This is a genomic window from Mesorhizobium sp. 1B3 (assembly GCF_050958605.1).
Lineage (GTDB): Bacteria > Pseudomonadota > Alphaproteobacteria > Rhizobiales > Rhizobiaceae.
In genome coordinates, this window is sequence record NZ_JBJHDO010000002.1 from 504,154 (window position 1) to 530,100 (window position 25,947).

Sequence of the window (25,947 nt, forward strand, 5' to 3'; positions counted from 1 at the left end):
ATGTCGCCCGCAATCGGATTCGGGAGACACGCTTTACGTATTTCTTCTTGCCGCATTCTCGCGACTCCGACCGAATCCGGTCGGCTGCGAAATGCTTTAGGGATCTCGCTGCGAAAGCCGGCGTCACGGCAAACACCTTCACGCGAATCGAGAATGGCGCAGATGCCAAGCAGTCTACAATGAACGCACTTCGAGCCGCGGTCGAACCACCGGGCTCCAGTTCATTTGGAGAACGGAGGCGGGCCCGGCGTTCGGCTGGCACTCGCTGCCGAGTAGACGATGCAATATTGCCGCTGGTGCGCGGTAGCCGACACTAGTAGGTTCAACGAGTTCGCTACCATTCCGTGTCGTCAATGGCCAACTTCACCAAGATACTCCCGCCGCCAATACGATGGCCAACAGACGGCGATGTTCTGTTTGCACCTTCGCCGACGGGTAATCACACGCCCATTCAGCAAAAGCCCGGGGATCGGCTCCGTTACATGATCGACGGATATGAGCAGGCGGCGTCGCACCTGATTGCCAAGGCGCTGAGCGCGCGCCGCGACGATGAGTTGCTAATTTATCCGATCGTTTTCCTATATCGTCACATGATCGAGTTGTCGCTAAAGGAACTGATTGAGACGTACGGACCGAGAACCGGGATCTCGCCTGATCGAAAAAACCATAGCCTCGGCGAGCTCTGGAAAAAGTACCGGCAGATCTGCGACGGTTTCGACATCGCCGATAGGGACGAAGCCTTCCCGCATATGGCTGCGATCATCGCCGAGTTTGACGATATCGACCCTGGCTCATTCAATTTCCGGTACCATCTCGACAAGAAGGGCAAACCGATCGATCTGAAACATTCAGCAATTGACCTTGCTCGACTCGGAGATGTCATGCGTGGCATCGCCAACTATTTCGGCGGCGCCTACTCCTACCTATGGGACAGAGAGAGCTACATGCGGGATTTCGAAGCCGATCAAGCGGCTGACTGGCGGAGCGAGCAGGAGGCTGACTGGCTGAGCGAGCATGCTGCTGACTGGCGAAGCGAGACCTAGACTAAGACTAGGAATGATCGCTCACTGCCGCGATGTCGCCGACTTTCAGTCGCCCGTCTGCATCTGCCAAAATCGCTGCTAACCAGAACTCATAAGCCTCCCGATGTGCCTCGTCGAGGCGTTCCTCGGGCCAGTCGTTGAGGCCGGAGGTCATTAGCGTCAACTGGCCCGCCATGTCGCAGCACGCCCGCATCATCGCTTCCACTTCGGAGTAGGTGATCTTGGCCTTCTCCGCATCTGGCCAGACGATGTGCGCGATTTGGCCGTTCCGGAACGACTGAATCCGGCCGAAGCTCTTGAAATCGACGGCCCGGTAGACCGAAAGAAATTTGTCCAGCGCCACCGAGCATGTCGACAGGGTACCCGATCCAGCCTCTCGGCCGCCGGAGTAACATCGGGCCACTTCATCCAAGGCATTCGGCTGTTTGAGAAACCGGTATGCAGACTGCAGCGATACTTCCGACTGCCGATCCAGGACCGCGAATAGCCGGATCAGCGTCATCATGATCATCTCTTGGCGAACTTCTTCTGCGCGGTGCTTAGCCACGGCGTGCTTGCCGCGCGTCATTTTCAAGGCCTCATTGACGCCGGCATAGATGCCATAGGCTTGGGCGGCCATTGAGGTCCAGGCATTCAGTTCGGGCGCCATCCGGGCGACTTGCTGGACCGTGGGTATAGGCAAATCGACCTTACCCATAAGAGGAAGCCGTCTCGGCGTGGTCGTGCTGATAAGATACGTCGAGGCGCACGGCCAAATCGTACTAGTTCAGCCCCATCGACGTGCGGATCATTCTGATACGTTCGCCAACAAAGATGTCCACGTCGTTGGGTGAGTTCCACGCCATTCCTGGAGTTCCTTCCGGTGATATTGGGGAGGCCTTACCACCGAATGGCTCGCGATGCGCGTGTCGGCTACCTATTCGCTGCGTTATCTTCGGCGGCCTGGCGTCAGTGTCGCCATCCCTTCGTGCTCGAAGCAATACCACACCGTGGTTCTGCCGCGCTCGAAGCCCCAACCGCCCCACGAATTGTATCCGGGGCGCTCGCACCAATGCTCATAGATACCATGGAACGTCGATCGGCTTCGTCTGGTTGCTGGCCGCAGCCCCGGACTCGCTTAACGGTTGAGAATCGGGCAAGTCTTACTCCAGCTTAGGGAGTGGGGAAACAATGGCGATCGATCAAGGCAATATTCGAAGTTCTGCAAGCTATTCAACTATAAAAAATCAGCCACGCCGATCTCGCAAAGGGTCTCCAGGGCTATCTGCATCGGAAGGGCTGGCAAATCTACCTAGACTGGGAGGACAATACACTGCCGGAGCGACCTGACCGCCGGACTGCCGAGAAGATACAGGGTAAGATTCGTGACCTGGAGATGTTCTTTTTCCTCGCTACCCAAAACTCGATGGCTAGCCGCTGGTGCCCATGGGAAATTGGATATGCCGACGGTGTGAAGGATCTGAACCGAATCCTGGTCATTCCAACGAGGGATGCCCGTGGCGTCACCCACGGGAACGAATACCTACAGCTCTACCGTCATCTTGATGAACTAGCTCGGGCGGTATCGGCCACTTCGACGCGGCCGGAAACGGGTACCGCTTGAGCGGAAACCAGACGCCTTGATGGCGCTCCCTTCAGTTTAGTGATGGTCACCTTTGAAAATGGAAACTAGCCGATGGCGAGACGCACATTCTTTTCCTTTCATTACACGCCGGATGTCTGGCGCGCCTGGATCGTCCGCAATTCTTGGGTGATCTCGCCCGCAGATCAGATCGACGTCGGCTTCTTCGATAGCAGCGTCTTTGAAGCGTCGAAACGCGAGAACGACGACTCACTAAAGACCTTTCTTCGGAAAGGGCTCGAGAACACTTCGGTGACCTGCGTACTTACCGGCACGGACACCTGGAAGCGGCGATGGGTCCGCTATGAGATCGCGCGGAGCGTCATCAAGGGAAACGGCCTACTCACTGTGCATGTCCATGGTGTCAAGGATAAGAACGGCAACACTTCGACGAAAGGTGCGGACCCCTTGGCGCAGATGGGCCTCTACAAGACCGACACAGGAATCTATCTCGCTGAATGGAAGGACGACAAGTGGGTGAAGTACGCCGACTACACGCTTGCGATACCTAAAGGCGACCTTTGGTTTGCCCCCCCGACATCCACTGCCGTCGTGCAGCTCTCGCAGCATTGCCAAAGCTACGACTATGCGCAGCAAAACGGTCACAAGAACATCGGCGGCTGGATCGAAACGGCCGCAGGGCTTGCCGGCCGATGAGCCTCTACGAGCTCGCGATCTTGGGGCAACCGACAGGCGAAGAACGCCGCAGGCTCACCACGACCATCGGAGAGATGATTGCCGACTTCGGCCTATCGGTTGGAGAGGATATTCTGATCCACGATGGCCAGTCCGTTGGCGGCCGCGATCGACGCAACGCGTTCGCAGCCATATATTTCGGGCGCGCGGGACATCCCGAACTCGCGCAGGTGGAGGAACTGGTCGCCGCCAGCATGCCGGTAATCCCGACCGTGGGTCATACGGAAGACTTCGGCGCCTTGATCCCGAAGGTCTTGCAATTTGCGAATGGCCTCAGGCGCCGGCCCGACGATGGCAATCTGACCGAATTGTCGTCCGCCGTTCTCGAGTGCGTCGGGCTGCTCCGTCCCCAGCGTCGGGTTTTCGTCAGCTATCGACGAACGGAGTCGCGGGCCGCTGCCTTGCAGCTTCACGATCTTCTCAATTCGCGCGGCTTCGACGTCTTCCTCGACACCCATGATATTCGTCCCGGAGATCCTTTCCAGGACGTCCTGTGGCATCGCCTCGTCGATTCTGATGTCATGGTAATGCTCGACACCCCTTCATATTCCGCGAGCAGATGGACGCGTCAAGAAATTGGCAGAGCCCGAGCGAAAGAAATTCAGGTCATACGCGTGATATGGCCCGAACACACGCCGACAATGCTCACTGACATGGCAGAGTCAGTTTATTTGGATCCCGAAGAGCTTCTTGGGCAAGAGGGGCCGATCGTCGAGGCCATCGCTGAGTCCATTGTTCTGCGTGTGGAACGACTTCGGAGCAGGAGCATTGCAGCCCGATACATGTCCATAACTGGCAAATTTAGGGCCGACGTCGAGAAAATCGGAGCTTCGATTGAAGCGATCGGAGCACATCGGGCAATTGCCGTGCGCCTGCTGAACGAACGGCTGGTCTGGGCATATCCGATCGTCGGCATCCCTTCGGCGGAAGCCCTGAACGATGTAGCCTCGAAAGCCAAGAAGGCAGAACAGGGCGAGGCCCCTGTGCTGGTTTACGATCACGTCGGAATCCGGGATGCTTGGATCCAGCATCTTGCCTGGCTGGACGAACAGATCAAGTCCGTGAAGGCGATCCGGGTTGCGGAGGCCGGTTGGGCTTTGGCTGGAATGGACGATTGATCATGACTGAAGCAATCTTCCTATCGGCAGGAGTTCCCGACCCGAAGCGTGGCCCCGCCTATGCGGAAACAGCCGACATCGTGGCGATCACCTCCGCGGTCTCGGCACTTGCTTACGTGACCTTGGGGCGGAGACCGCTGGTCTGGGGCGGACATCCGGCCATTACCCCGATGATCCTCGTCATGTGCGAAGATATGAGCGTCGACTATGCCGAATGGGTCACCCTGTATCAGTCGGAGGTGTTCAAGGAGGAGTTCCCGGAGGACAACAAGCGCTTCCAGAACGTCGTTCTCACCGCAAACGTTAGAGGGGATCGGGAAGCGAGTCTGAGCCTGATGCGCGAACGCATGTTCACCGAAACTCAGTTCAGGGCTGCAGTGTTCATCGGCGGTATGGGCGGGGTCGTGGCCGAATACGAGATGTTCAGGAAATTCCAACCGGATGCCAGAGTTATTCCTGTCACTTCGACAGGAGGCGCATCTTTGGAAGTCGCCAAAATCATGGGCGGTGTTCCTTCGGATTTCCAATTTAATCGAGACTATGTCGCGCTCTTCCATGAGCACCTCGACATTTCCGTTAAGGAGGAACGGTATCGAGTACCGGCAGAACAGCCCACGGCGGTTGAGGAACGATATTGGCGACGCGGCAACTAAGGTAAGGCAGTTAGTTGAGGTGGCCCGAGGTTGATCGGAACTCGGCGATGGCGCTGGCCGCCGTCTACCGGCACCTCGGCAACAACTTCCAGGTCGGGGTCGGCTACAATTCTGGCAGGTTCTCCGGCGACCTGCGCGACTTCACCCTCGGCAACGAGGGCGTGTTCCTCAATATCGTCGGGAAGTTCTAGCCAATCATCAGTCTCCGGGGCGGAGTGCATTCTTTCCCAATGTACCTCCCCGGGGGGCGGTACAACCAAAAAAAACGTCTTCCGGCTCGGCCAACCTTCGTTTACGGCGGCGCCATGAACGGCAACGTGTTCCTCGCCTTTGTCGAGCATGTAGGTGAAGAAGGGTTTCCTTTTCACCGGTGGAGCGCCGGATAAAATCGGCGAAGTTCCCCCAGTGAAGAGCCTGGACAGATTTGACCTCAAGGCTATCCCACAGCCTGAACAAGATGATGGTGCTGGAACTGGCGCGCTGCGAATGGATGGAGCGCAAGTCGCATGTGATGAACGGCGAAATCTACAGGCTCAACCAAAGCCGAGCCCGACTCGCCAATGCCAAAAAATGATCCACACGGAATTGGCCTAGCGGCCAATGCGTCTTGCATCCTGCTTGCTAAAGCGTGTCGCACTTAAAACGTGTCGCACTGAATCGACCCCATACCCTGCTGTTTTGAAGAAGTTGCGGCATTGGGTGGGTTCGAAGAGATGGCAGATGTCGCCAAGCGCGTCGCACAGGGCGTCGAAGGATCTGGCCGCCTTCTTGCGAAGCAGCGCCTTGAGCTTTGAGAAGGCCATCTCGATCGGGTTGAGGTCGGGCGAGTATGGCGGCAGGAGCAGCATCCAAGCGCCGCGTTGGCGGACCAGTTCGGCCGCCCGCTCGCTCTTGTGGAACCCGACATTGTCGAGGATGACGACATCGCCGGGCTGGAGTTCGGGAGCCAGCTGGGTCTCGATCCAGGTCTCGAAGCGCCGGGCGTTCATCGGGGCATTGACAATCCGTGGGGCGGTCAGGCCATGGCAGCGCAGGCCGGCGATGAAGGTCTGCGTCTTCCAATTGCCGAAGGGGGCATGCGTCTTGTAGCGCGCGCCTTTCGGTGACCAGCCGGTGCGCTTGGTCAGTTTGGTGGTGGTCGACGTTTCGTCGATGAAGACCAGGCGCGGCAAGGCCTTGTTGAAGAAGCGCTTGCGCCGCCTCACCCACAGATCGCGCGCCTCACGGATGTCAGGGCGCTTATGCTCGCTGGCCTGCAGAGTTTTTTTGTGGCTGAGCCCGAGACGATGCAGCAGGCGCGCGACATTGGAACGGTGCACGCTCACCCCGCGCGCCGCCAACTCCACGCACAACTCATCCAGCGTCAGTTCCCCCGCCTCCGCCATGCGCCGACGCACAAAGGCGGCATGCGGCGCGAGCTTGCCCCCGCACGGCGCATGCCCCTGGCGGCGCGGCTCCACAGAGTCCGTTTCCCGCCGCAGCTTCATCAACTCGTTCACGAATCGAGGCGACACACGGAAATGCCGCGCCGCCTCCCGGTGTCCATGGCCCTCGTCAACAAACCCAGCAACACGCACACGCAACGCCATCGGTAATGGCTGCCCATCGCGGTTCTCCTTCAACCGCAATGATCGCGCTTTAGCCTCAATGGGAATCTTGAATCACGTCAAAGGCGACATGCTTTAGATGAGAGCCGCAAGCTCCAAGGCGCACACGAAGCTCTTCAGGCACAGCGTTCATTGTGCAGCGTCAGCCAGAGCAACGCCAGGACCGCATCATCGATCTCGTCCGTGTCGATATCCATGGGCTCAATCTAGCACAAACGTGTGTCTGCCGCGGCCCAGACCGGATGGCTACGATGGAGTTCAGCTCACTGCCAAGAAGATCCCCCGGTTGAGCAGGAGCCTTTTGCCGGGGCTACGGAATCAGATTAAAGAAAATGAAGCAACGTTACGACTGCGGTACAGTCGTACGCATGGGGGTGGGGCAGGGATGTACTCGAGGGGATCGGAGTGGCGCGAGTGGGATCTGCATGTCCACTCGCCGGCATCATTTCATTGGAACGGTGAGCGTTTCGGAGCCGACAAGGACCGAAACACTCACCTTATTGATGAGATGATCCGCGCCCTGAACGAGGCGCCGCCAATCGCGTTCGGTTTGATGGACTATTGGTCATTCGACGGCTGGCTTGCGTTGAAGACAAGGCTGACGCAAAGCGGAGCGCCTGTCCTCGAGAAGGCGGTTTTCCCAGGCATAGAGCTGCGCCTCGCAGCTCCAATGGAGGGCCGGCTCAACGCGCACGTTCTCTTCTCAAACGAGACCCCCGACCAGCATCTCAAGGACTTTCTGTCTCGCTTGAAGCTTGAGCTCATCAATCAGCCGCTCTCTCCAAATGCGCTGATCGAATATGCCCGCTACGCAGGAGCCGACAAGCTCATCAAACACGGATTTGACAAGACGAAGGTCGCCTCGGATGAGGAAGAGGCATTGGCAGCCGGCTGCAAAATCGCCGAGGTGAATGTCGACTCCTACAAGGAGGCAATCCGTCTTGTTCCCGGGGGGAGGGCACTCGGCTTTATGCCCTTTTCCACCAATGACGGGCTCGATTCGGTGAAGTGGTCCGATCATTACGCCTATGCCTTGGGCCTGTTCGAATCTTCACCGATATTCGAGACGCGAGATCCAGATAAGTGGGCCGCCTTCTGCGGGATCGAAACCGATCGCAACAAGAACTGGCTCGGAAATTTTCAGGCTGCGCTGAAAGGTGTACATCGGCTCGCTATTTCCGGCAGTGACGCCCATTGCTTCCGTGGAGATGGCACGAACGACAAGCGCGGGTACGGCGACTTCCCATCCGGGAAGCGCACTTGGATCAAGGCTGATCCAACCTGGAAGGGATTGCTTCAGGCGCTCAAAGAGCCGGCCAAGCGCTCCTTTCTCGGAGAGCGGCCGCCGAAGCTGGAGCGGATCAGCCAGAACAAGACATTCTACATCGACAGAATTCGTGTCAGCAAAGCTAACGGCAGCCCGCTTACTGATACGTGGCTGCACGGAACGGAAATCCTCCTGAATCCCGATCTCATCGCGATCATCGGCAACAAGGGAAGCGGGAAGAGCGCGCTGGCCGACGTCATTGCGCTGCTTGGCAACTCTCAACAGAGCGCGCACTTCTCCTTTCTGAAGCGGGATCGTTTCCGCGGCAAAGCTGGCGAGCCCGCTCGGCAATTCGTTGGAGAGCTCTCATGGCTCGCAGGCGATCCGAGCGTGATGGGGCTTGCCGACGATCCATCGGTCGAACGCGTCGAACTCGTTCGCTACATACCCCAGGGGCGTTTCGAAGCCCTCTGCAATGACCACGTTTCGGGTAAGACCGACGAATTCGAGAAGGAGCTTCGAGACGTCATTTTTTCCCACGTTCCGAAGGATGTCCGCCTTGACGCCCTTAGCTTTGACCAGTTGGTCGAAAAGCAGGAGAGCGTTTTCCGGGCCCGGGTGAATGAGCTCCGCAAGTCACTGCGCGCATTAAACGAACAGATTGTCAGCATCGAAGATCAGCTTCACCCGAATGTTCGAAAGAACCTCGAGGAGCAGATCAGGCTGAAGACTAAGCAGATCGAAGAGCACGATGCGATCAAGCCGGCAGCCGTCGAGCCGCCAAATGAGCAGCTCTCCTCGGATCAAAGGCAGGCCAGCGACAGGCTAGCGGAGATTGCTGCGAGCTTGCATACGATTGCGGTGGAAAGCAAGAAGGCCGGCGAGGATCGCCAGCTCATCGGAAGAAAGCAAAGGTCTCTTCGCGGCATCGACGAACGTTTAGCCTTATTGGAAAGGCAGTTCACGACGTTCATCGCGGAGATCGCCGACGACCTCGCTCTGGTCGGCCTGACATCTGAAGACCTCGTCACTCTGAGTGTAAACCGCACTCTGCTGAAGGTACATCGGGAGGCGCTTGCGGCCAGTGACGACGAGATTGTGAAGAAGACCGAAGAGGCGGCCTCAACGCAGACCGCGCTCGCTGAGGAGCAGGAGCGGCTCTCGCAGAAGCTGAACGAACCGCAACAGAGATATCAGGCATTCGTTCTGGCCCTGAAGGATTGGCAAATGGCGCTCGAGACGATTGAGGGGTCAGATACCGAGCCGGAAAGCCTCAAGGGCCTGCAGGCTCGCCTCGCTCAGATTGACGATTTACCGGCTCTTCTGGCTCAACGGCACGAGTCGAGACGACAGATCACCAGCCAAATCTTCGGCGTACTTGAGGAGCAACGTGCCGCACGTGAGGCGCTGTTTACCCCACTGCAGCGCCTCATACAGGATAATGCACTGATCCGCGAAGAATATAAGCTTCAATTCCAGGCCAAGCTTCTCGGCTCCCCGGACGCTATAGCGACAAATCTGTTTGGTGCAATCAAGCAGAGCAAGGGCGAGCTTCGCGGAGAGGACGAGAGCTATTCCGCCATACGGAGCCGGTTCGAAAAGTATCGGTTTGAGACCGTAGCTGATGCAATCGGGTTCGCCGAAGACATCGCTGCTCTGCTAGCCGATAGCGCCGAGCCCGGTGGTCGCATTCCCGGTATTCGCTCCCTCATGCGCAAGGACAAGGGCCCGGCAGACGTCTACAGCTACCTTTTCGGTCTTGAGTATCTCGAAACAAAATATACGTTGCTGTTCCAGGATACCCAGATCGAGCAACTATCGCCGGGGCAGCGTGGCGCCCTCCTTTTGATCTTTTACTTACTTGTGGACAAGGGTCGCAACCCCATTGTGCTCGACCAGCCCGAGGAGAACCTCGACAACGAAACCGTGGTGAGCTTGCTCGTGCCGGTGCTTAACGAGGCAAAGAAATCACGCCAGATCATCATGGTCACACACAACCCCAACCTTGCCGTTGTGTGTGACGCCGAGCAAATAATCCACGCCACCTTCGACAGAAAAAACGGTGCGTGCATCTCCTACAATTCGGGTTCGATCGAAGAGGGCATCATCAACCGTGCGGTAGTTGATGTGCTCGAGGGGACGAAGGTGGCCTTCGACAATAGAGGGCAGAAGTACCATTGAGAGTTGGCGTCGACATGTCGGGCAATGCAATATCCTGCACACGTGCGCTGCTGCTGACAGTTCGATCGTTAGTCTAGCCACCGCGGACAGCTGCCTCAACCGCATACAGAAATTGCGGAAGGTATCCCAGAGTCCGAATGTCACGGCAATAGTGGCTCCCTGCTGCTGAATACCGTCCTCGCCAGTGACGGCGCGCCATCGGACCGCCTGATCGTGACTGGGAACGAGACGGGCCTCACCCGCATTTTCGTGACCAATGTCGGCGGGCCCGGTGACCTAACGACCGCAGATGGCATTCTGGTCGACCAAGACATCAACGGCGTCAGCAATGGTGCCTTTGTCCTGGGCAATGTCGTCGCCGCCGGACCGTATGAATACCATTTGGTGCGCGGTGGAACGTCACCCGGCACAGAGAACAACTGGTACCTGGTTTCTCACGCCACCGACATTGACGGTGACGGCGATGGCGATGTGGAAGACGACGACGACAGGGACGGGGTCGGGGATGATGGTGACAATAACAGTCCCGACGTCGATGGCGACGGAGACGGGGACGGCAATGGGGACGGCAGCACGGATGGCGACAACGGCGGCGATGCCGATGACGACGGCAATTGCCGCTCGATCAACCGGAAGTCCCCACCCACTCAGTGGTGCAGGACGTCGGACGCGCCCTGACGCGAGCCACTTTGGGAACCTTCCACGAAAGGTAGGGCGAGCAGGCCTGGTCGCGTCGCAACGGTGGCTTCGAGGCAGCATGGCTGCGCACCTTCGGCATCCTCCACGATCAGTCTTGGGAAGGTGCCTTGGATGCGACATTCGACGGCAGTCTTTGGGGTTTCCAGGCCTGCCGGTACACCTGATCGAGCATGAAAACGGCCAGCGCGACGTCTTTGGCCTGTTTGCCAGCTACGGACGCGCAGCGGCGACGTCGAAGGCTTTGCCCGAGCAATCCCCGACCTTGATGTCGGCAATCTCAAAATGAGCAGCTACAGCGTCGGCGCCTACTGGACACATCATTGGCCGAACGCGGCCTATCTCGACACAGTCTTGATGTATTCATGGCTGGACGCGGAGGCCCGCTCCCTGCGCGAGCTCGAGGACGATTTCGATGGGACGGAGTTCGCGGCGTCCATCGAGGGTGGTGTTCCGTTCAACCTCAAGGAAGCATGGCAGATCGAGCCGCAGGCGCAGCTGATCTGGCAGCATCAGGATCTCGGCTGCTCCGTCCAGGAGTTCTCGACCATCAGCTTCGACAATATCGACGCGGTGACCGGCAGGGTGGGCGGGCGTCTGGTGGGCGAATATCTCGTCAATGACGTCCAGCTGGGTCCATTCGCCAAGGCGAATATCTGGCATGTGTTCTCCGGAACGGATGCGGTGAACTACAACACCGTATCGCTCACCCAGGAGCGGGAAGCGACATCGCTGGAGCTTGGCGTCGGACTGACGGCCGATTTCAACGTCTCGACCGGTATCTACGCGAATGTCGACTACACGACAGGCCCGAGCAGTACGGATCTGGAAGCGTTGGAAGGCCGTCTCGGGCTCAGAATGACGTGGTGATTGCCGGCGATCCGGCATTAGGTGGCAAAGACCGCCAAAAGCGGCCTACGCCTTGAATGCGTCCGGATTTTTCAGTTCTTGATGGTGCACATGCTTCTTCATTGCGATGGTCAACTCGACCGACGCCAACTGGCATCGACGCACCTCCTCCGGTCGCTCAAGATGTTCGTAGACCGACTCGGCGAGTTCCCAGACGTTCTTGATCGCCATGGGGTAGGCATTCGGCTTGCCTTCGGCAGCTTTTGCGAAGGTCTCTAGATCGTTCGCCAAGGCTTCGCTGTCGATTAGGGAATGCCTAAACGCAAGCTAGCGGCTCTCCGGAAAGGAACGACGTCGAGGTGCGCCCGGGCGGCATCATAGATGGCGTTGACCGCAGAAATCACGCGGTTCGGAGGCGGGGTGCCCCGCTTGGTCGTTAACGTGGAGATCTGGATGGCGCGTTCGACAAATCCAGTTATTCGATCGACAAGGAACTCGAAGCCGACCGCTTCGCGGCGGCAGCGATGAAAAACGCGGGGATGTCGCTTGATGATGCTCTGACGATGGCAGTTATATTCGACGAACGGCCTTCCCGTTCGCACCCCGCCAAAGTCGACAGGATCCAAGCGATCAAAGAGGGATGGGAAAATCGCGACAGGGCGAAGAGCTGCAATCAATGATTTGACGGGAGCTGCTCACTGGGAGCCGTGCAGCCGAACACCATGTTTGGCCCATCGTTCGCAAAACGAGGCAGCTCGATATCGAACAATCTGGTCCGCGTTCAAGACGAAAGGTTCGGCAGCTATATGCAGTCGCCCTGACAGCAATTGTCCCTTCTCCAAGCTGGCCGATCCAGTGATCAACTTCAGCATCGTGGCCACCATCTCGCCGAGTATTGTGATGATAGATCACCGCGATCCGACCGTTCGCGAGCGCCTTCGCTTCTGAGATTGGCATCTGCTTGCCGAAGACCTTCTTCCCCCTACGATTTGGGCTGTCGTCAACAAGGCCGTTGTCTAGGTCGGCGAAAACGATATCGGCCTCCCGGAGATCCGTGAGTACGCGGCCGAACCACCCCGTTCTCCAAGGTGCTCTGGATTGCCACGGCATGCTCGAGTTCGTCAGCAACTCGCCTGAGAAGCTGCCATCAATCGTTCCCGTCTGTTCGAGGGCACGAACGCTGCGGCTGTTAGCAACGACAGTGCCGAGAGCGTCGAAGAGTTCGGGATCTAGATGCCGCCAGCGGGCAGCGGACTACAGATAGCTCGTGTGCTTGCCGTCGGCGTTGTGGCCTTCGTCGGGGTAAAGGTACCAAGCGATTCCAAGCTTTCGGCCTGCTGAGAGATGGCGAAGGAGGGCCAGTTTCACGAAGTCGCCGATGTCGCCAGCATAGCGGTCCTGCATTGTTTATCGGCCTCAGCAGGTACGGCTTCGCAGCGATTCACCAGTCGAGAGACGACGGGATCAAATGCTTTCAGCTGGCTTCGATCGTACTCAAGTCGGAAATACGCAGCCGCACCGTCGCAGGCTGCGACGGCGCTCTGATAGAAGACCTGATCGCCCTTCGTCTCGGACCAGCTTGCCCAGGCTGGATGTATCTTGCGGTAGGTGACCTCCCAACCGTTTGCCAGATCCTGTCTGATCCGCCAGGTCACTTCACTCTGGAAATCAGCTTCGGTGATGTGTCCGCCCCAAACCCGTAGCGTGCCCCGGCCATCTCTCGCTTTCGAAACACCGCCGTCAGCATTGTCGGCTTCCGACACTTTGGAGAACGCCGGAGGAACGTCAATCTGATAGCCAAAACGGGCATTCGAATAGCTGCTCCAATCGGCCGTATTTGCGACGCCGATGGACAGCAGCAATCCAGCGATAGCGGCCGCAAGTTTACTCATGGTCCGTCACTGCTGTAGCGTGCTGATGCACTCACCGTAGAACGTCTGGGTATCCTGGCCAGGAGCGCTCACGGACACATTGGCTGGCAACCGCAGGGAGAAGACAAACTCCTGGGCTCCATACTCGGCAGTCATCAGGCTGGAGCCCACGCTCAACGACCAACCTGCAGCGTGTTATCGTCGGCACCCATGCCGCCTCGGAAGGTTAGGATCATCGGCGGCATCTTCTCAAAATTGCAGGTGACGATTGTCGGCTCATCGGCGGTGGTCATGTTCGGCATGGTAATCATGATCGGCGTGCCGATCATGATGATCGCGATCAGCTTCTTCAAAATTTGAACTCCGGTGTCGATGCGGCCGCATCAGCTTCCATCTCGATACAGCCCTTCAGGATGGTGTAGGATCCATCGCTGACGCGGGCGACCTCGTCGCAGTAATTCTGCGTATTCGAGGAAATGCCCGACCAGACCACCTTGAGATGATCGTATGCTTCCTGCTCCATCTCAAGGCACCCGTTGTAAATAACGGCTGCCCCTCCGCTGACATCCGACACCTTCTTGCAATAAGCAGGTGGATCGTACCGAGGGATGCTGTCAGCCTTCGCAGAAACACTGGAAAGCAGAACGGCGGAAAAAAAAGAGACCAGCTTGAATATCATGATGCCCCCGTTGCCTCCTTAGATAACCAACATCGGATACTGCGCATTGAGTTCAATTTTAGTGAAGGGGACTAAGCCCCAGCGACTGCCCGACGGTTTCACAGGCGGATAGCGGCAATCCTCCCGACAATTTTAGCGCGCCGTTAAAAGCGGCAAAGGCATCGGCAAAAACCGTTCGAGGCCGCCGTCAAAGCGGCAACTGATGGCTGGGCGGGACTTCAGACCAACCGAAGGCCTACTGCGCTAATCTCCCCAAACCTGAGGCCGTGGCTATCAGGCTTCCGAGTTCCTGAAGTTGAGTCCTTCGGTGACTGCATGAAGGAGAAGGCCGCGCTTGTCCAACTCGCGGGCGAGATCCTGGAAGAGGCCTTGGAGACAGTATATGACTGTCCCTTTCCATCCGCTTGTTTCCGCCCCGTAGTGCTCGGGCTTCGGCATCTCGGTCATGGTTGACGACACAGCCGGAGAATACGTGGCCACAATGGAATGCGGGCCTGATACTTCGAATGAGATAGCAGCCGCTTACTTTGCTCCATTCGTGCAGCGACATCTCGACCGGTTTCCCAAAGGATCGAGGCTGTTTACCGTCTATCGACTGCCCAAGGGCGACTACTCAAAAGAACCCCTGTCCTTTCTCGAAGAACGTGGCGATTACGTTTGAGAGAGCCGCGTGGGACGCTAATCCACAAAGGTCAAGGTCGCGCGAGATGAACTCGGAGCCCTGATCGACGCGTATCATCTTCGGACAGCCGGTTCGCGCACAGACCCGTTCCAGCGTGGCGACGACGTCCTCCCCGCGGTAGCGGAACCTGACAGCCAGTGCCGGCGCGTAGCACGTGAAGGTTTCGACTACCGTCAGCACCCGTGTCTTGCGGCCGGTTGCGAGTTGGTCGTGCACGAAGTCCATGGCTCAGGCTTCGCTCGGACCGACAGCCTCAGCACGGTCCTCGCGCAGCTTCGCCTTCACTCGCCACAGCAGTCGAGTCATTCGCCCGGATCAGATCACATCGATACAACACCAACTTAATCGGCTGAGCTTCATTGTAATCTCTGTCGCAACACTCGAGACTTAAGGCAAAGCATCCAAGATCGACATAACGTTAGGCTGGATCGTAGAAATGTGGCTGTGCATTGCTTGGTAAGCGGCTGCGGGGCTGCGCGCGGAAATCGCGTTGACGATTTCGCGGTGCTGCTGGGCAGATATGTGTCGGCGCTCATGCGTGTAGGTTGAGGCTCGATACTTCTTCCATATTGAAGATCGCCGCAGCTCGGCCAGCGTATCCATGATCCCGATTAGAACCAAATTGTTCGTCGCTTCCGCGATGAGCTTATGCAGGCGATGGTCCCAATATTCGTACAGCTCAGGGCTCGACGCACTCTCACGCTCGACTAGACATTGCTCCATGGCCTCGATCTGCGCGGGGGATGAAGTCGTTGCGGCGTGGGCGGCGATAGCAGGCTCAATCACCAGCCGCGCATGCAGTATGTCCTGCGGCGAGGAGTTCACCGGCATATCCGCCCGAGCTGTTTGCTCCTGTGGCTTGGAGCCCACAAACGTTCCCTGGCCGACCCTGCGCCAAATGTAGCCCTCCCCGTCTAATACGTTGAGTGCCTTGCGCAGGGTTAGCCTGCTTATCTGGAACTCCAAGCAAAGATCGCGCTCGGGGGGAAGTTTTTGCTGATCTCTGTACACTCCGAACTTTATCCGCCGGCGTAACTCATCGAGTGCGAAAATCCAGCCTGTCCTCCGCGTTTTTTTTCCAACATTGGTATGCATTGGTTTATATGTATCGATTTTATGTGACATGGGCGGCCAGATTCCTAAATAAACGCCATGCAAGGCATTGACATGGCCCGCTTTGGCTTGCCATGTCATCTGTAGCTAATGGATGGCCAAAAGTAAACCAAGTAGTATTGGTATATCCAGTTGGTGGCAGTTAGCGTGCATTTTCAGGGAGGTTAAGATGCTAAAATCGATGAAGCGACGGCTTAGCTGGGCCTTGGGCGTGGCGATTGTTTGCTCGTCGGCGTTCCTCGGACTTTCTTCTAGCGGCGCTGACGCTCAGGAGCGGACGAAGCTAGTGCTCGCCGTCTCGACACGCTCGGCCATGAACTATTTCCCGGTCTACATCGCCATTGCCGAAGGCTACTTTGCCGACGAGGAGTTGGAAGTCAGGGTTGAGCCACTGTCGTCGTCCGCAGAAGTGCTGCAAGTGCTAGCCGCAGGTAAGGCAGAGATCGGCTCGCCAGGGCCAGGTCCGCAATTGGCAGCGCGCGAGCGTGGTGCTGATATCGTCGCCTTTTACAACTACATCCCCAAGAACATCTTCGGTCTTTCGGTTTTGGCAGGTTCGGGCATCACCGATATCTCGAGCCTGCGCAACAAAAAAATTGGCGTGAACGGGACGGAGGGTGCGGTCATCGGCTTCATCCGATCGATCGCGGCCGATTCTGGCTTAAGGGAAGGGGTCGACTTCGAGTTTGTAGATGTAGGCAATCCCGGTAACGCGGTGGCGGGATTCACGCGAGGGGACATCGATGCTTATGGCGGCGCAATCGCCGATTTTGCCGTGCTGACGACACGAGGCTTGAAGATTTCTGAGATCACTCCGCCGAAATTTCAGGCCTACTTCGTGAATGGCTGGGCGGCGACCGCCAAATACATCGAAGCCAACCCCAAGGTTATCGCTGCATTTGGGCGAGCTTTGATCCGGGGTACAGAGTTCGGGCTGAAAAAGGAAAACAGGCAACGGGTGCTTGATGTCATTGGCGAGGTGAACCCGCTCGAAGTCGAGGATATGCAGGTAGCGGCCGCCCTCCTGGAAATCATGGCCGACCGCCTGTCCCCTCCCGAAAGGGGTTGGGGCCACTATGATCATGCCGGTTGGGAAGCGTGGCAGAATGTTCAGATTGAGTCCGGCGCTCTTACCGGTCCGTTGCCCCACCTCGACAAGGCCTACACTAACGCCTTCGTCGCGGAGTGGAACAAATGACAGCTAGCGTCACGGCTTTGAATATAGACCACATATCCACAACGGAGACACGCCGCATCATTTATTCGCTGCATGGTGTCGGCAAGACTTACCGGCGTTCCAATTTGGTTGCGCTCCAACCGCTCGACTTGGTCCTTCCGGCAGGATCGTTCTCGTCCCTGATCGGCCCCTCTGGATGCGGTAAGACGACTCTCCTCAAGATGATGGCTGGTCTTCTGCCGCCTTCATCCGGAACGATGATGCTCGACGGCTCGCCGGTCTGCGGTCCGCGCAATCAGATCGGCATGATGTTTCAACAGCCCGCCCTGTTCCCGTGGCGGACGCTGATCCAGAATGTACTTTTACCTATCGAAATCAAGCAGGGTCGGGCGGCAGCGCACACGATGCGCGATACCGCCGAAAGATTGATCCGCCTAGTCGGCTTGGCCGGCTTCGACAACGCCTATCCAAATCAGCTCTCCGGCGGCATGGCCCAGCGCGCCGCGATTTGCCGGATGCTCATAACAAAGCCATCGATGCTGCTGCTCGACGAGCCGTTCAGCGCCTTGGACGAGCTTGCGCGCGACACCATGAACATGGAGTTGCAGCGCATTTGTACCGAAACCGGCGCGACAGCGCTTCTGGTAACGCATTCGATCGTGGAGGCCGTGCTGTTGTCCGACACCGTCTATGTAATGGGAGCACGGCCCGGCCGACTGATTGAGGCAGTTCCCATTGCCTTGCCGCGCCCGCGCACACTTGCCCTAACCACGACGGCCAAGTTTGGGGAGTATGTTACGCGCGTCCGTTCCCTTCTCGATGCGGGTGCTTCCCAATGAGTGCGCGTTACAATTCCTCCCAGGTCGCGAACGCCTTTCTAGACACTGAATGGAAGGAAGCGGTTCCGTTCATCGACCGGATTCCGCAACCCGTGTCTCTGCTGTGTTTCAGCTTGATCTTGGTGCTGATCTGGCAGGCAATCACGTGGACAGGCCTTATTTCGCCGATCCTTCTCCCAACACCTCGCGAGACGTTCGCCGACATGCTCTTCGTTGGACTCAACCTGGTTTCAGGACAATACATGCTGCTTGCGCTTCTGACGACGTTGCAAGAATTGCTGGTCTCCTTTTTCCTGGCAATCCTAATCGGTTCCGTTCTGGGCCTGGTAGTCGGCGAGACGCATTTTGGCGAGCGGGTAGTTATGCCGCACCTGGTTGCCCTGGATAACATGCCTAAAATCGCGCTGGCACCCCTCTTCATCGCTTGGCTTGGCTTCGGCATCGCCTCGAAGGTCGCTCTGGCTACGTTCATTGCAGTGTTCCCGATCGTGGTGGCAACTGCAGCGGGCCTCCATGCGGCCGGCGAAAACGAGCGCATGCTCCTCAAATCAATCGGTGCAAGTCGTTGGCAGACGCTGGTCAAGATGAAGCTGCCAGCCGGCCTTCCGCATTTCTTCACAGGATTGAAAATCGCCTCTGTGGGCGTAATGGCCGGAGCGATCGCCGGCGAGTTCCTTGGCGGTGGCAAGGGATTCGGCAATTTGATTCATACAGCGAGCACGCAATTGGCAATGCCGCGGGTGTTCTCGCTGATCATCTATCTGAGTCTCCTTGGCCTGGCCCTGTTCGCTTCGGTAGATTGGGTGCAGCGGCGTGTTGTCTTCTGGCAGCGCGAGTCCTTGGCCGGCCGCGATCAGAATTGATCGTAGACCTCGGCCGTCTGCCTACTGGTCGTCTACCTAATTGAACCCCGTCTTCCTCCTCATCGGGCTCTGCGAGACTGCGCCCGCAAATGAAAGTTGTTGCAATGTCGCTTGTCGAAAGAACTGAAGACCAAACCACGCTAAATGAGATCTCCGGAATCGCGCACTGGACCCGCAAAGGCGACGTGCCTCTTTTCCTGTGGGAAAAGAGGGCGCAAACCGAACCACCAAGCCATGGGACTATCCTGTTCGTTCACGGCTCCTCTATGTCGGCGCTGCCTACATTCGATCTGCAGGTGTTCGGCGCCGAGCCAACCTATTCCGCCATGGACTGGTTCGCCGGGAGAGGTTTCGACACGTGGTGCGTCGATCTCGAAGGCTACGGCCGGTCGGGCAAAGCACGCGACATCAACTTCGATATCGCCAACGGCGTGGAAGACCTGGTCGCCGCGACCGATTACATCATGGCGGAACGCGACACTGGCCCGCTACTAATATATGGCATATCCTCCGGAGCATTGCGCGGAGCTCTATTCGCTCAACAACATCCCGATAGAGTCGCCCGGCTTGTGCTCGACGCGATGGTCTGGACCGGGCATGGTAGCCCGACCCTAAACGAGCGTAGGAAGAATATCGATCGGTTCGTAAAGCAGAACCGCCGTCCAATCGACCGGGCGTTCGTACAGTCTGTTTTCGATCGCGACCATCCGGGCTGCGCCGAGCAAGCAGCGATCGATGCGTTCGCCGACGCGATCCTCCACTATGATGACTCCATGCCCACCGGCACCTATGTCGACATGTGCACCAAACTGCCGGTCGTCGATCCGGAACAGATCGCTGTACCCACCGCAATTCTGCGCGGCGAGTTTGACGGCATCGCTACAATGGGCGACTTGGTCGAGTTCTTCATCAAGCTGCCGAACCCGGACAAACAGTTCAGCGTAATGCCGGGCATTTCACATGCCTCGTTCCAGCAGAAGAACCGCAGCATCACCTATCATCTGCTCGAGGCATTCTTGCGCGTGCCCCGCGCGCAGTTTCTCGGATAAATCAGGACGACAGACACATGATCAAATTTTATCAGGCGGAAGCGATCGCCAGCAAGATCATCGACATCGGCCACAAGAAGCAGTTCAAGCCACTTGCCGTGGTAGTGCTGAACGCGGAAGGTCACTGCATCGTGCTGAAACGAGATGATGGCGCCACGTTTCTGCGACCAAAGATAGCTGAGGCCAAGGCTTGGGGCGCGCTTGGCATGGGCTGCGGCAGCCGCGAGCTTGGCCGCCGAGCGGAAAAGAATCCCGCCTTCTTCTCGTCCGTATGCCAACTGTCGGAGGGACGAATGATCCCGGTCGCCGGCGGCGTGGTCATACGTGCCCCGGATGGAATGGTGCTTGGCGCCGTTGGCGTAAGTGGCGATGTGGCGGACAACGATGAGTGGTGTGCTGTGGCGGCGATCGAGGCTGCCGGGCTTGTCGCGGATACCGGCGATCAAGTGAAAAGCTAGCGCAAGATTTTGGAGAACGAAACATGTCAGAATTTTTCATCGGTACAAACGGATTGTCGGTCTGGGCGAGCAGTGACCGTGGTGAGACAATCAGCCGCCTTCCGACCACGTCTCGTATGTATAGCGGAAGTCAGGTCTGGTCGCTGGCGGCCCATAAGGATCGGCCAGGCAGGATTTACGCAGGTACCGATTCCGGGCTCTACGAAATGGACCAGCAAGAGCGCATTTGGCGGCGAATTCCCTTTCCCGTCGAGAACGTTCGGCTGATCACGTCTCTGTGCTTTTGCAGGAAGAACGCAGATCTGATCATTGCCGGTACCCAGCCGGCGGGCTTGATCAAGTCCGAAGACGGCGGAAAGTCCTGGCAGCAGCTGCCGGTACCGATGAAGCCGTATGTCACCCGTGGTTTTCAGGACAGCGGCAACGACGGCGACGATAGTCCTATCCGGCACTGGACCCGAGTGACCGCCATCGTCATGGACTGCGACGATCCGAATATCTTCTTCGCGGGTGTCGAGATCGACGGCGCCTGGCGCACGCGTGACGGCGGTAAGACTTGGGACAAGCTCGAAAGGGGATTGACCAATTCGGACCTGCACGGGCTTGAGCTGTCCTATCGCGACGGTATGAGAACGCTGCATGCCGCGACCGGAGACGGCGTCTACTACAGCACCGACGACGGCGACGCCTTCACCCAAGTGTCGCTCGACTCCCCCAGTCAATACGTACGAACCGTGCTGGCCCTCGAAGGCCAGCCCGGTACCTTGCTCGTCACCAATGGTGACGGCCCTCCCGGAAGCTGGGGGCGGCTGTTCCGCAGTGACAACGAGGGGCGCAGTTGGATCGAGGTGGCGCTTCCGGGGCCAGTCGAAAGCTCGCTTTATTTCATCGCACAGGACCGTACCGACCGTAATCTCGTCTACGCGGCCGCCACGCTCGGCCAAGTCTATCGAAGCGAGGATGGTGGCCGGAACTGGCGGGCGGTCGGCCGCAGGCTCGGCGAGATTCGGGCGCTCATGAGCGTTTGACCCTGGCACGAAAACAAACTCAGGGAGGAAAACTGATGCTCGGTCTCATGCAAGAATGGCCGTTGCTGTGTAACAAGATACTCGACCATGCCGCAGTGCAGCACGGCGGCAGGGAAGTTGTCAGCCGCTCGGTCGAGGGGCCGATCGTGCGAAGCACTTATAAGGACATTCGCGGCAAGGCCCTGCGCCTAGCGCAAAAGTTGGAGCGGCACGGTTACAGGCCGGCCGACCGCTTGGCGACGCTGGCTTGGAATACGAGCCGACATCTCGAAGTCTGGTACGGGGCAATGGGCATGGGGGGCATCTATCACACGCTCAATCCCCGACTGCATCCGGACCAGCTTGCCTGGATAATGAACCAAGCCGAGGACCGCGCGATTTTCGTCGACGTCCTATTAATGCCGATCGTCGAGCAGATTGCAGGAAAGGTTTCAAGCCTGCGCGATATCGTGGTTCTAACGGATGGGGCTAACCTGCCTCGGACCGATCTGCCGAACGTCGTCGCCTATGAGGACTGGTTGGAGGATTGCGACGGCGACTATACCTGGCGCGACATGGACGAGCATGCTGCTTGCGGGATGTGCTACACTTCCGGCACGACCGGCGACCCGAAGGGTGTGCTGTATTCCCACCGCTCTAACGTCTTGCACGCTTGGATTGCGTGCATGCCCGATGCGATGGGCCTCTCGGCGCGTGACGTAGTCATGCCGCTCGTCCCACTGTTTCATGCGAATGCCTGGGGCTTAGGCCAGGCCGCGCCGATGGCGGGCGCTAAACTCGTCATGCCAGGGGCAAAGCTGGACGGTGCCTCCGTTTTCGAACTGCTTGACACCGAGAAAGTGACATTCTCGGCTGCAGTACCCACAGTGTGGCTGAATCTTCTTCAGTATCTTGAGTCGACGGAACACGAGCTGCCGCACCTGCAGAGGATTATGGTCGGCGGATCGGCCTGCCCGCGCACTGTCATCGAGAAATTCCAGAACAAGTACGGCGTCGAGGTGATACAAATCTGGGGGATGACTGAACTGTCTCCCATAGGTTCCCTCTGTACACTAAAGCCGCAACACGAGGGGATGAGCGAAGACGCACGTCTCGACGTCCAAGAGAAACAGGGGGCCGCCCCTTTCGGGGTGGAAATGAAGATCACGGACAACGAGGGCGCGGCCCTGCCTTGGAACGGCAAGTCGTTCGGCCGCCTCAAGGTACGGGGCCCCGCCGTCGCTGCCGGCTATTATCGTGGCGCGGGCGCGGAGCATTATGATGCGGTCGGCTGGTTCGATACGGGCGATATTGCGCATATCGATCCCGACGGTTTCATGCAGGTTGTGGATCGCGCAAAGGATGTCATCAAGTCGGGTGGGGAATGGATCTCCACGATCATATTGGAAAACTTGGCGGTCGGGCATGTGGACGTTGCTGAAGCCGCTGTTATCGGCGTGGCTCATCCCAAATGGGTCGAGCGTCCACTGCTCGTGATCGTACCCAAGCCAGGCAGGCAGCCGAGCCGCGACGAAATCCTATCATTCATCGAAGGCAAGGTCGCAAAATGGTGGCTGCCCGATGATGTCGCGTTCGTCGAGGCGATCCCGCATACCGCCACCGGCAAGATACAGAAGACTGCCTTACGGGACATGTTCAAGGAATACACCTTCCAAGGCGCATAGCGTCGTCATGGATGGTGTTGCAAAAGGAGACCTACGTTTTGACCCATGCAGATTGGCGGAAGTTTCTCACCGAAAAAGACCGCGAGGTGTTCAATGCCCTCGACATGACAGCACGGGCTGGTTTCGGCAAGCGTCCGGCGCTGTTGATCATCGACAGCAACCGCGCATTTTGCGGCGACGGCCCGTTGCCTATATTAGAAATGGTAGCTCAAATCCGAACCGCATGCGGCGAGTATGCATGGGAAGCCATTCCCAAGATGAAGCAGCTGGTCGATGCAGCCCGCAAACGTGACGTGCCCGTGATCTACACGACGAACCGCTTTCGTCCTGACGGCTGGGATATCGGATCTTGGGTGTTCAAGAAGAGCCAATCCGGGAATGCTGCCCCTCTCACCCTCGCAGAGGGCAATGAAATCGTTGCTGACATTGCTCCGCTACCGAACGACATCATCGTTCAAAAGCAAAAGCCCTCTGCCTTCTTCGGCACGGATCTCGTTTCCTATCTCAACCTGCTCGATTGCGACTCAGTTATTGTCGGCGGGGGCACAACGTCGGGCTGCGTGAGGGCCAGCGTGGTCGATGCCTTCAGCTATAACTACCGAGTCACCGTAGCCTCCGACGCCTGCTTTGACCGCTTCCAGGCAAGTCATGCGATCGGCCTTTGCGATATGCAGTCCCGTTACGCCGATGTCCTGCCCACTTCGGATATTCTCAGCTTTTTTGAAAGATCAGACTTTCCTCATTACAACAAGCCTGTTTACGCATCCGACTAGGGTTCGGCTCCCCTGCGCCAGGAGGTGATGGGTACGGCAAGAACGACGCCTTCGAGACAGTTTCTAGCGTCGTAGTCTGGGGTCGGGCTAGTGACGCCCTGTTGTCCGTATTTTCAACGAAGCGCCAGCACAACGCTCGGTCGTGGATCTGTCCTCCACCCCAGGAAAGACTTCGAACATGTGCAACGTTTCGGGTCCCATCGCTCTTCATGACGGACCATCTTCTATCCCTGTTGGCGCACTATGCGGTTACGACGCCGCATTGACACAGGCGCCGCGTTCACGAGACCAGTTCGATGTTTAGGAAGTTTCCGATTGATAACTACATGGTTCTGCTGATTGCCACGGTTTTCCTGGCGACTGCGCTGCCCGTGTCAGGGCTTTCTGCAAAAGTGGTTGCCTACGTAAGCTATGGTGCCGTGGCGCTACTCTTCTTTATATACGGCGCCAAACTCGAAACCAAAGCCGTGTGGGAAAGCATCTCCAATTGGCGGCTTCAAGCGCTCATCTTTCTGACGACCTACTTACTGTTCCCGTTACTTGGATTAGGCTTGACCACCGCACTGGAGGGTCTGCTGAAGGGCGAGCTGGTGACGGGAATTCTCTTCCTGACCATATTGCCATCCACAGTGCAGTCGTCGATTGCTCTGACCGGATTGGCAAATGGGAATGTGCCTGCGGCGATCTGCGCGGCATCGGTTTCTAACATGGCAGGTGTTGTGATCACCCCACTGCTTGCAGCGCTGCTGCTTTCGGGCAGCACGGTTCATCTTGACAGCAGCGCTGCGATTTCCATCTGCGTGCAACTTTTGTTCCCGTTCATTGCGGGTCAGATGGCGCGGCCTCTAGTTGGCCGATGGGTCGAAAAGAACAAACGTCTCACACTTGTGGTCGACAGAGGTTCTATCCTGCTTATCGTTTATTCCGCATTCAGCGCAGGCGTCGTGGCAGGAATATGGGGCCGGCTCGATGCTATTACGCTGACGCTGCTGATTGCGACGGGTATTGGGTTGCTTATGGCAGCAATGCTCTTAATCATATTAGTAGGCCGGTTCACAGGCTTAGAGGCGGCAGATCAGACGACTTTCCTATTCTGCGGCGCACAAAAGAGCTTGGCGAGCGGTGTGCCCATTGCGAACATCCTGTTCGCGGGACATTCGACAAGTATGGTCATACTCCCGTTGATGATCTATCACCAGTTTCAGCTATTTCTATCGGTCGCGATCGCGCAACGGAAATCAGCAGCCGGTAGAACGCCGGTGCTGAAATAGAGCTCGTAGAAACCGGCTTTTCGAGGGTGCCGGCTGCTCTCTAAGGACTAGCTGTTGGCGGGCGACATTCCGGGCCATTGGCTGTCGGCGACAGCGGTTTCGAGGTCTTGGCGTGGCCGCGTGCCAGGCGCCCGCCGAAGTAGCCCATTCGGCGATCCAGTCGAAGGTGCATGTGCGGGTCCTCGCTGGCAGCCCGCCACAAGACGCTGGCAGCGCAAATGGTTGAGGTTGTGAAGGCGAGCGGCGCTAAAAACTATCATTCTTGTTCTCGCCGGGGTCGTGCCGCGACAAGACTGGAAGGCAAGCGTCGCAACAACAGACCAATGTGCGTGCGGTTCGCGCGGATGGTTAACAGCCGAGAAAGGAGCATCGGAGCATCGGCACTTAGGCTTTGTGAAACGGCAGTTTCACGGCCCTTGAGCGATGATAGACGGTGATCATCAATCGCTAGAGGACACGTTTTCAAGGAGAACCAAAGTCTAGTGGTCGGGACGTCAGGAGGTAGTTGGGACCCCTTGGCGCGATTTAGCCATAACACCAATTTTTGAAGGGAACGCCAACCATGAGCCATCGGCTCGACACGACACTTATGGGCGACTCTTCGAGCTGCTCGCAGAGATCGACAAGATTGCAGACCACGTCCTCGAAGCGGCCAACGCTGTGCTCGACCCCCTGGAGGGCAAGCGCTGGAGCAGGTACCCGAAATCGTAAGGGGTTGATTTCTGACGGTCGCGATCTGTCCCTCACTG

Annotated in this window: 26 protein-coding genes and 2 pseudogenes; 19 read left to right on the forward strand and 9 right to left on the reverse strand. The window is 57.7% G+C overall.

Translation table 11 applies throughout. The features are described from left to right. The first annotated feature begins 482 nt into the window (after nt 1-482). Nucleotides 483-1,043, forward strand: coding sequence for a hypothetical protein (locus ACCO56_RS07495; protein WP_433639182.1), 561 nt, complete (start codon nt 483-485; stop codon nt 1,041-1,043). Nucleotides 1,044-1,050: 7 nt separating this feature from the next. Here ACCO56_RS07495 and ACCO56_RS07500 read toward each other — a convergent pair whose 3' ends face one another. Beyond that, entirely contained in the window at nt 1,051-1,692 is a 642-nt protein-coding gene (locus tag ACCO56_RS07500) for a hypothetical protein (protein ID WP_433639184.1), read from the reverse strand. Nucleotides 1,693-2,268: 576 nt separating this feature from the next. Between ACCO56_RS07500 and ACCO56_RS07505 the strand changes: the two genes are divergently transcribed. From ACCO56_RS07505 to ACCO56_RS07525, 5 genes are all read left to right on the forward strand, one after another. Continuing rightward, complete coding sequence (locus tag ACCO56_RS07505; protein WP_433639810.1) at nt 2,269-2,646, forward strand: TIR domain-containing protein; 378 nt, start codon at nt 2,269-2,271, stop codon at nt 2,644-2,646. 72 nt (nt 2,647-2,718) lie between these two features. Then, entirely contained in the window at nt 2,719-3,321 is a 603-nt protein-coding gene (locus ACCO56_RS07510; RefSeq protein WP_433639186.1) for a TIR domain-containing protein, read from the forward strand. Then, nucleotides 3,318-4,478 carry a toll/interleukin-1 receptor domain-containing protein gene (locus ACCO56_RS07515; RefSeq protein WP_433639188.1) on the forward strand — a complete coding sequence of 387 codons (1,161 nt, stop codon included), beginning with the start codon at nt 3,318-3,320 and terminating at the stop codon, nt 4,476-4,478. The genes ACCO56_RS07510 and ACCO56_RS07515 overlap by 4 nt, the downstream gene beginning before the upstream one ends. 2 nt (nt 4,479-4,480) lie before the next feature. After that, nucleotides 4,481-5,131, forward strand: coding sequence for a hypothetical protein (locus ACCO56_RS07520; RefSeq protein WP_433639189.1), 651 nt, complete (start codon nt 4,481-4,483; stop codon nt 5,129-5,131). A 47-nt stretch (nt 5,132-5,178) separates the two neighbouring features. Continuing rightward, nucleotides 5,179-5,322 (forward strand): hypothetical protein, encoded by a 144-nt coding sequence (locus ACCO56_RS07525; protein ID WP_433639190.1) that lies wholly within the window; start codon nt 5,179-5,181, stop codon nt 5,320-5,322. Nucleotides 5,323-5,721: 399 nt separating this feature from the next. Here the strand turns inward: ACCO56_RS07525 and ACCO56_RS07530 are convergent, their stop codons facing one another. After that, complete coding sequence (locus ACCO56_RS07530; protein ID WP_433639192.1) at nt 5,722-6,753, reverse strand: IS630 family transposase; 1,032 nt, start codon at nt 6,751-6,753, stop codon at nt 5,722-5,724. Nucleotides 6,754-6,857: 104 nt separating this feature from the next. Further along, nucleotides 6,858-6,935: pseudogene (locus tag ACCO56_RS07535) on the reverse strand (DUF6429 family protein); the annotation flags it as partial. Between the two features lie 188 nt (nt 6,936-7,123). On the opposite strand from ACCO56_RS07535, the gene ACCO56_RS07540 reads away from it, so the two are divergent. The 3 genes from ACCO56_RS07540 (at nt 7,124) to ACCO56_RS07550 (ending at nt 11,752) form a co-directional block, all read left to right on the forward strand. Further along, on the forward strand, nt 7,124-10,186 hold the full coding sequence (locus ACCO56_RS07540) for a TrlF family AAA-like ATPase (protein ID WP_433639194.1): 3,063 nt from the start codon (nt 7,124-7,126) through the stop codon (nt 10,184-10,186). A gap of 123 nt (nt 10,187-10,309) precedes the next feature. Continuing rightward, complete coding sequence (locus ACCO56_RS07545; protein WP_433639811.1) at nt 10,310-10,864, forward strand: autotransporter outer membrane beta-barrel domain-containing protein; 555 nt, start codon at nt 10,310-10,312, stop codon at nt 10,862-10,864. 273 nt (nt 10,865-11,137) lie between these two features. After that, nucleotides 11,138-11,752 carry an autotransporter domain-containing protein gene (locus tag ACCO56_RS07550; RefSeq protein ID WP_433639813.1) on the forward strand — a complete coding sequence of 205 codons (615 nt, stop codon included), beginning with the start codon at nt 11,138-11,140 and terminating at the stop codon, nt 11,750-11,752. Between the two features lie 45 nt (nt 11,753-11,797). Here ACCO56_RS07550 and ACCO56_RS07555 read toward each other — a convergent pair whose 3' ends face one another. Next, nucleotides 11,798-11,962, reverse strand: a complete 165-nt coding sequence (locus ACCO56_RS07555; RefSeq protein ID WP_433639197.1) for a hypothetical protein — start codon at nt 11,960-11,962, stop codon at nt 11,798-11,800. Between the two features lie 251 nt (nt 11,963-12,213). Here ACCO56_RS07555 and ACCO56_RS07560 point away from each other — a divergent pair, with 251 nt between their 5' ends. Then, the gene (locus tag ACCO56_RS07560) at nt 12,214-12,411 is read left to right on the forward strand and encodes a M48 family metalloprotease (RefSeq protein WP_433639814.1); all 198 of its coding nucleotides are present in this window, start codon (nt 12,214-12,216) and stop codon (nt 12,409-12,411) included. A 684-nt stretch (nt 12,412-13,095) separates the two neighbouring features. Here the strand turns inward: ACCO56_RS07560 and ACCO56_RS07565 are convergent. The 5 genes and pseudogenes from ACCO56_RS07565 to ACCO56_RS07585 all read right to left on the reverse strand — a co-directional run bounded on the left by ACCO56_RS07565 (nt 13,096) and on the right by ACCO56_RS07585 (nt 16,088). After that, on the reverse strand, nt 13,096-13,623 hold the full coding sequence (locus ACCO56_RS07565; protein ID WP_433639198.1) for a hypothetical protein: 528 nt from the start codon (nt 13,621-13,623) through the stop codon (nt 13,096-13,098). Nucleotides 13,624-13,775: 152 nt separating this feature from the next. Continuing rightward, nucleotides 13,776-13,955, reverse strand: coding sequence for a hypothetical protein (locus ACCO56_RS07570; RefSeq protein WP_433639200.1), 180 nt, complete (start codon nt 13,953-13,955; stop codon nt 13,776-13,778). Further along, complete coding sequence (locus ACCO56_RS07575; RefSeq protein ID WP_433639202.1) at nt 13,952-14,281, reverse strand: hypothetical protein; 330 nt, start codon at nt 14,279-14,281, stop codon at nt 13,952-13,954. Before ACCO56_RS07575 ends, ACCO56_RS07570 begins: the two co-directional genes overlap by 4 nt. Nucleotides 14,282-14,942: 661 nt before the next feature. After that, nucleotides 14,943-15,251: pseudogene (locus ACCO56_RS07580) on the reverse strand (integrase catalytic domain-containing protein); the annotation flags it as partial. Between the two features lie 99 nt (nt 15,252-15,350). Next, on the reverse strand, nt 15,351-16,088 hold the full coding sequence (locus ACCO56_RS07585; RefSeq protein WP_433639205.1) for a FadR/GntR family transcriptional regulator: 738 nt from the start codon (nt 16,086-16,088) through the stop codon (nt 15,351-15,353). 157 nt (nt 16,089-16,245) lie between these two features. Between ACCO56_RS07585 and ACCO56_RS07590 the strand changes: the two genes are divergently transcribed. The 9 genes from ACCO56_RS07590 to ACCO56_RS07630 all read left to right on the forward strand — a co-directional run bounded on the left by ACCO56_RS07590 (nt 16,246) and on the right by ACCO56_RS07630 (nt 25,198). Continuing rightward, nucleotides 16,246-17,274, forward strand: a complete 1,029-nt coding sequence (locus ACCO56_RS07590) for an ABC transporter substrate-binding protein (RefSeq protein WP_433639207.1) — start codon at nt 16,246-16,248, stop codon at nt 17,272-17,274. Further along, nucleotides 17,271-18,092, forward strand: coding sequence for an ABC transporter ATP-binding protein (locus ACCO56_RS07595; protein WP_433639817.1), 822 nt, complete (start codon nt 17,271-17,273; stop codon nt 18,090-18,092). The genes ACCO56_RS07590 and ACCO56_RS07595 overlap by 4 nt, the downstream gene beginning before the upstream one ends. Further along, nucleotides 18,089-18,955: an ABC transporter permease gene (locus tag ACCO56_RS07600; RefSeq protein WP_433639210.1), complete on the forward strand. Its 867-nt coding sequence runs from the start codon at nt 18,089-18,091 to the stop codon at nt 18,953-18,955. Before ACCO56_RS07595 ends, ACCO56_RS07600 begins: the two co-directional genes overlap by 4 nt. 89 nt (nt 18,956-19,044) lie before the next feature. Next, entirely contained in the window at nt 19,045-20,004 is a 960-nt protein-coding gene (locus ACCO56_RS07605; RefSeq protein ID WP_433639213.1) for an alpha/beta hydrolase, read from the forward strand. Nucleotides 20,005-20,021: 17 nt separating this feature from the next. Then, nucleotides 20,022-20,462, forward strand: coding sequence for a GlcG/HbpS family heme-binding protein (locus ACCO56_RS07610; protein WP_433639215.1), 441 nt, complete (start codon nt 20,022-20,024; stop codon nt 20,460-20,462). A 23-nt stretch (nt 20,463-20,485) separates the two neighbouring features. Then, nucleotides 20,486-21,490, forward strand: a complete 1,005-nt coding sequence (locus ACCO56_RS07615) for a hypothetical protein (RefSeq protein ID WP_433639217.1) — start codon at nt 20,486-20,488, stop codon at nt 21,488-21,490. Between the two features lie 35 nt (nt 21,491-21,525). Beyond that, entirely contained in the window at nt 21,526-23,154 is a 1,629-nt protein-coding gene (locus ACCO56_RS07620; protein ID WP_433639219.1) for a long-chain-fatty-acid--CoA ligase, read from the forward strand. A 38-nt stretch (nt 23,155-23,192) separates the two neighbouring features. After that, a complete protein-coding gene (locus tag ACCO56_RS07625; RefSeq protein WP_433639221.1) occupies nt 23,193-23,927 on the forward strand; it encodes an isochorismatase family protein in 735 nt (244 codons plus the stop codon). A 296-nt stretch (nt 23,928-24,223) separates the two neighbouring features. Then, the gene (locus ACCO56_RS07630) at nt 24,224-25,198 is read left to right on the forward strand and encodes a bile acid:sodium symporter family protein (protein ID WP_433639223.1); all 975 of its coding nucleotides are present in this window, start codon (nt 24,224-24,226) and stop codon (nt 25,196-25,198) included. The last annotated feature ends 749 nt before the right edge of the window (nt 25,199-25,947 follow it).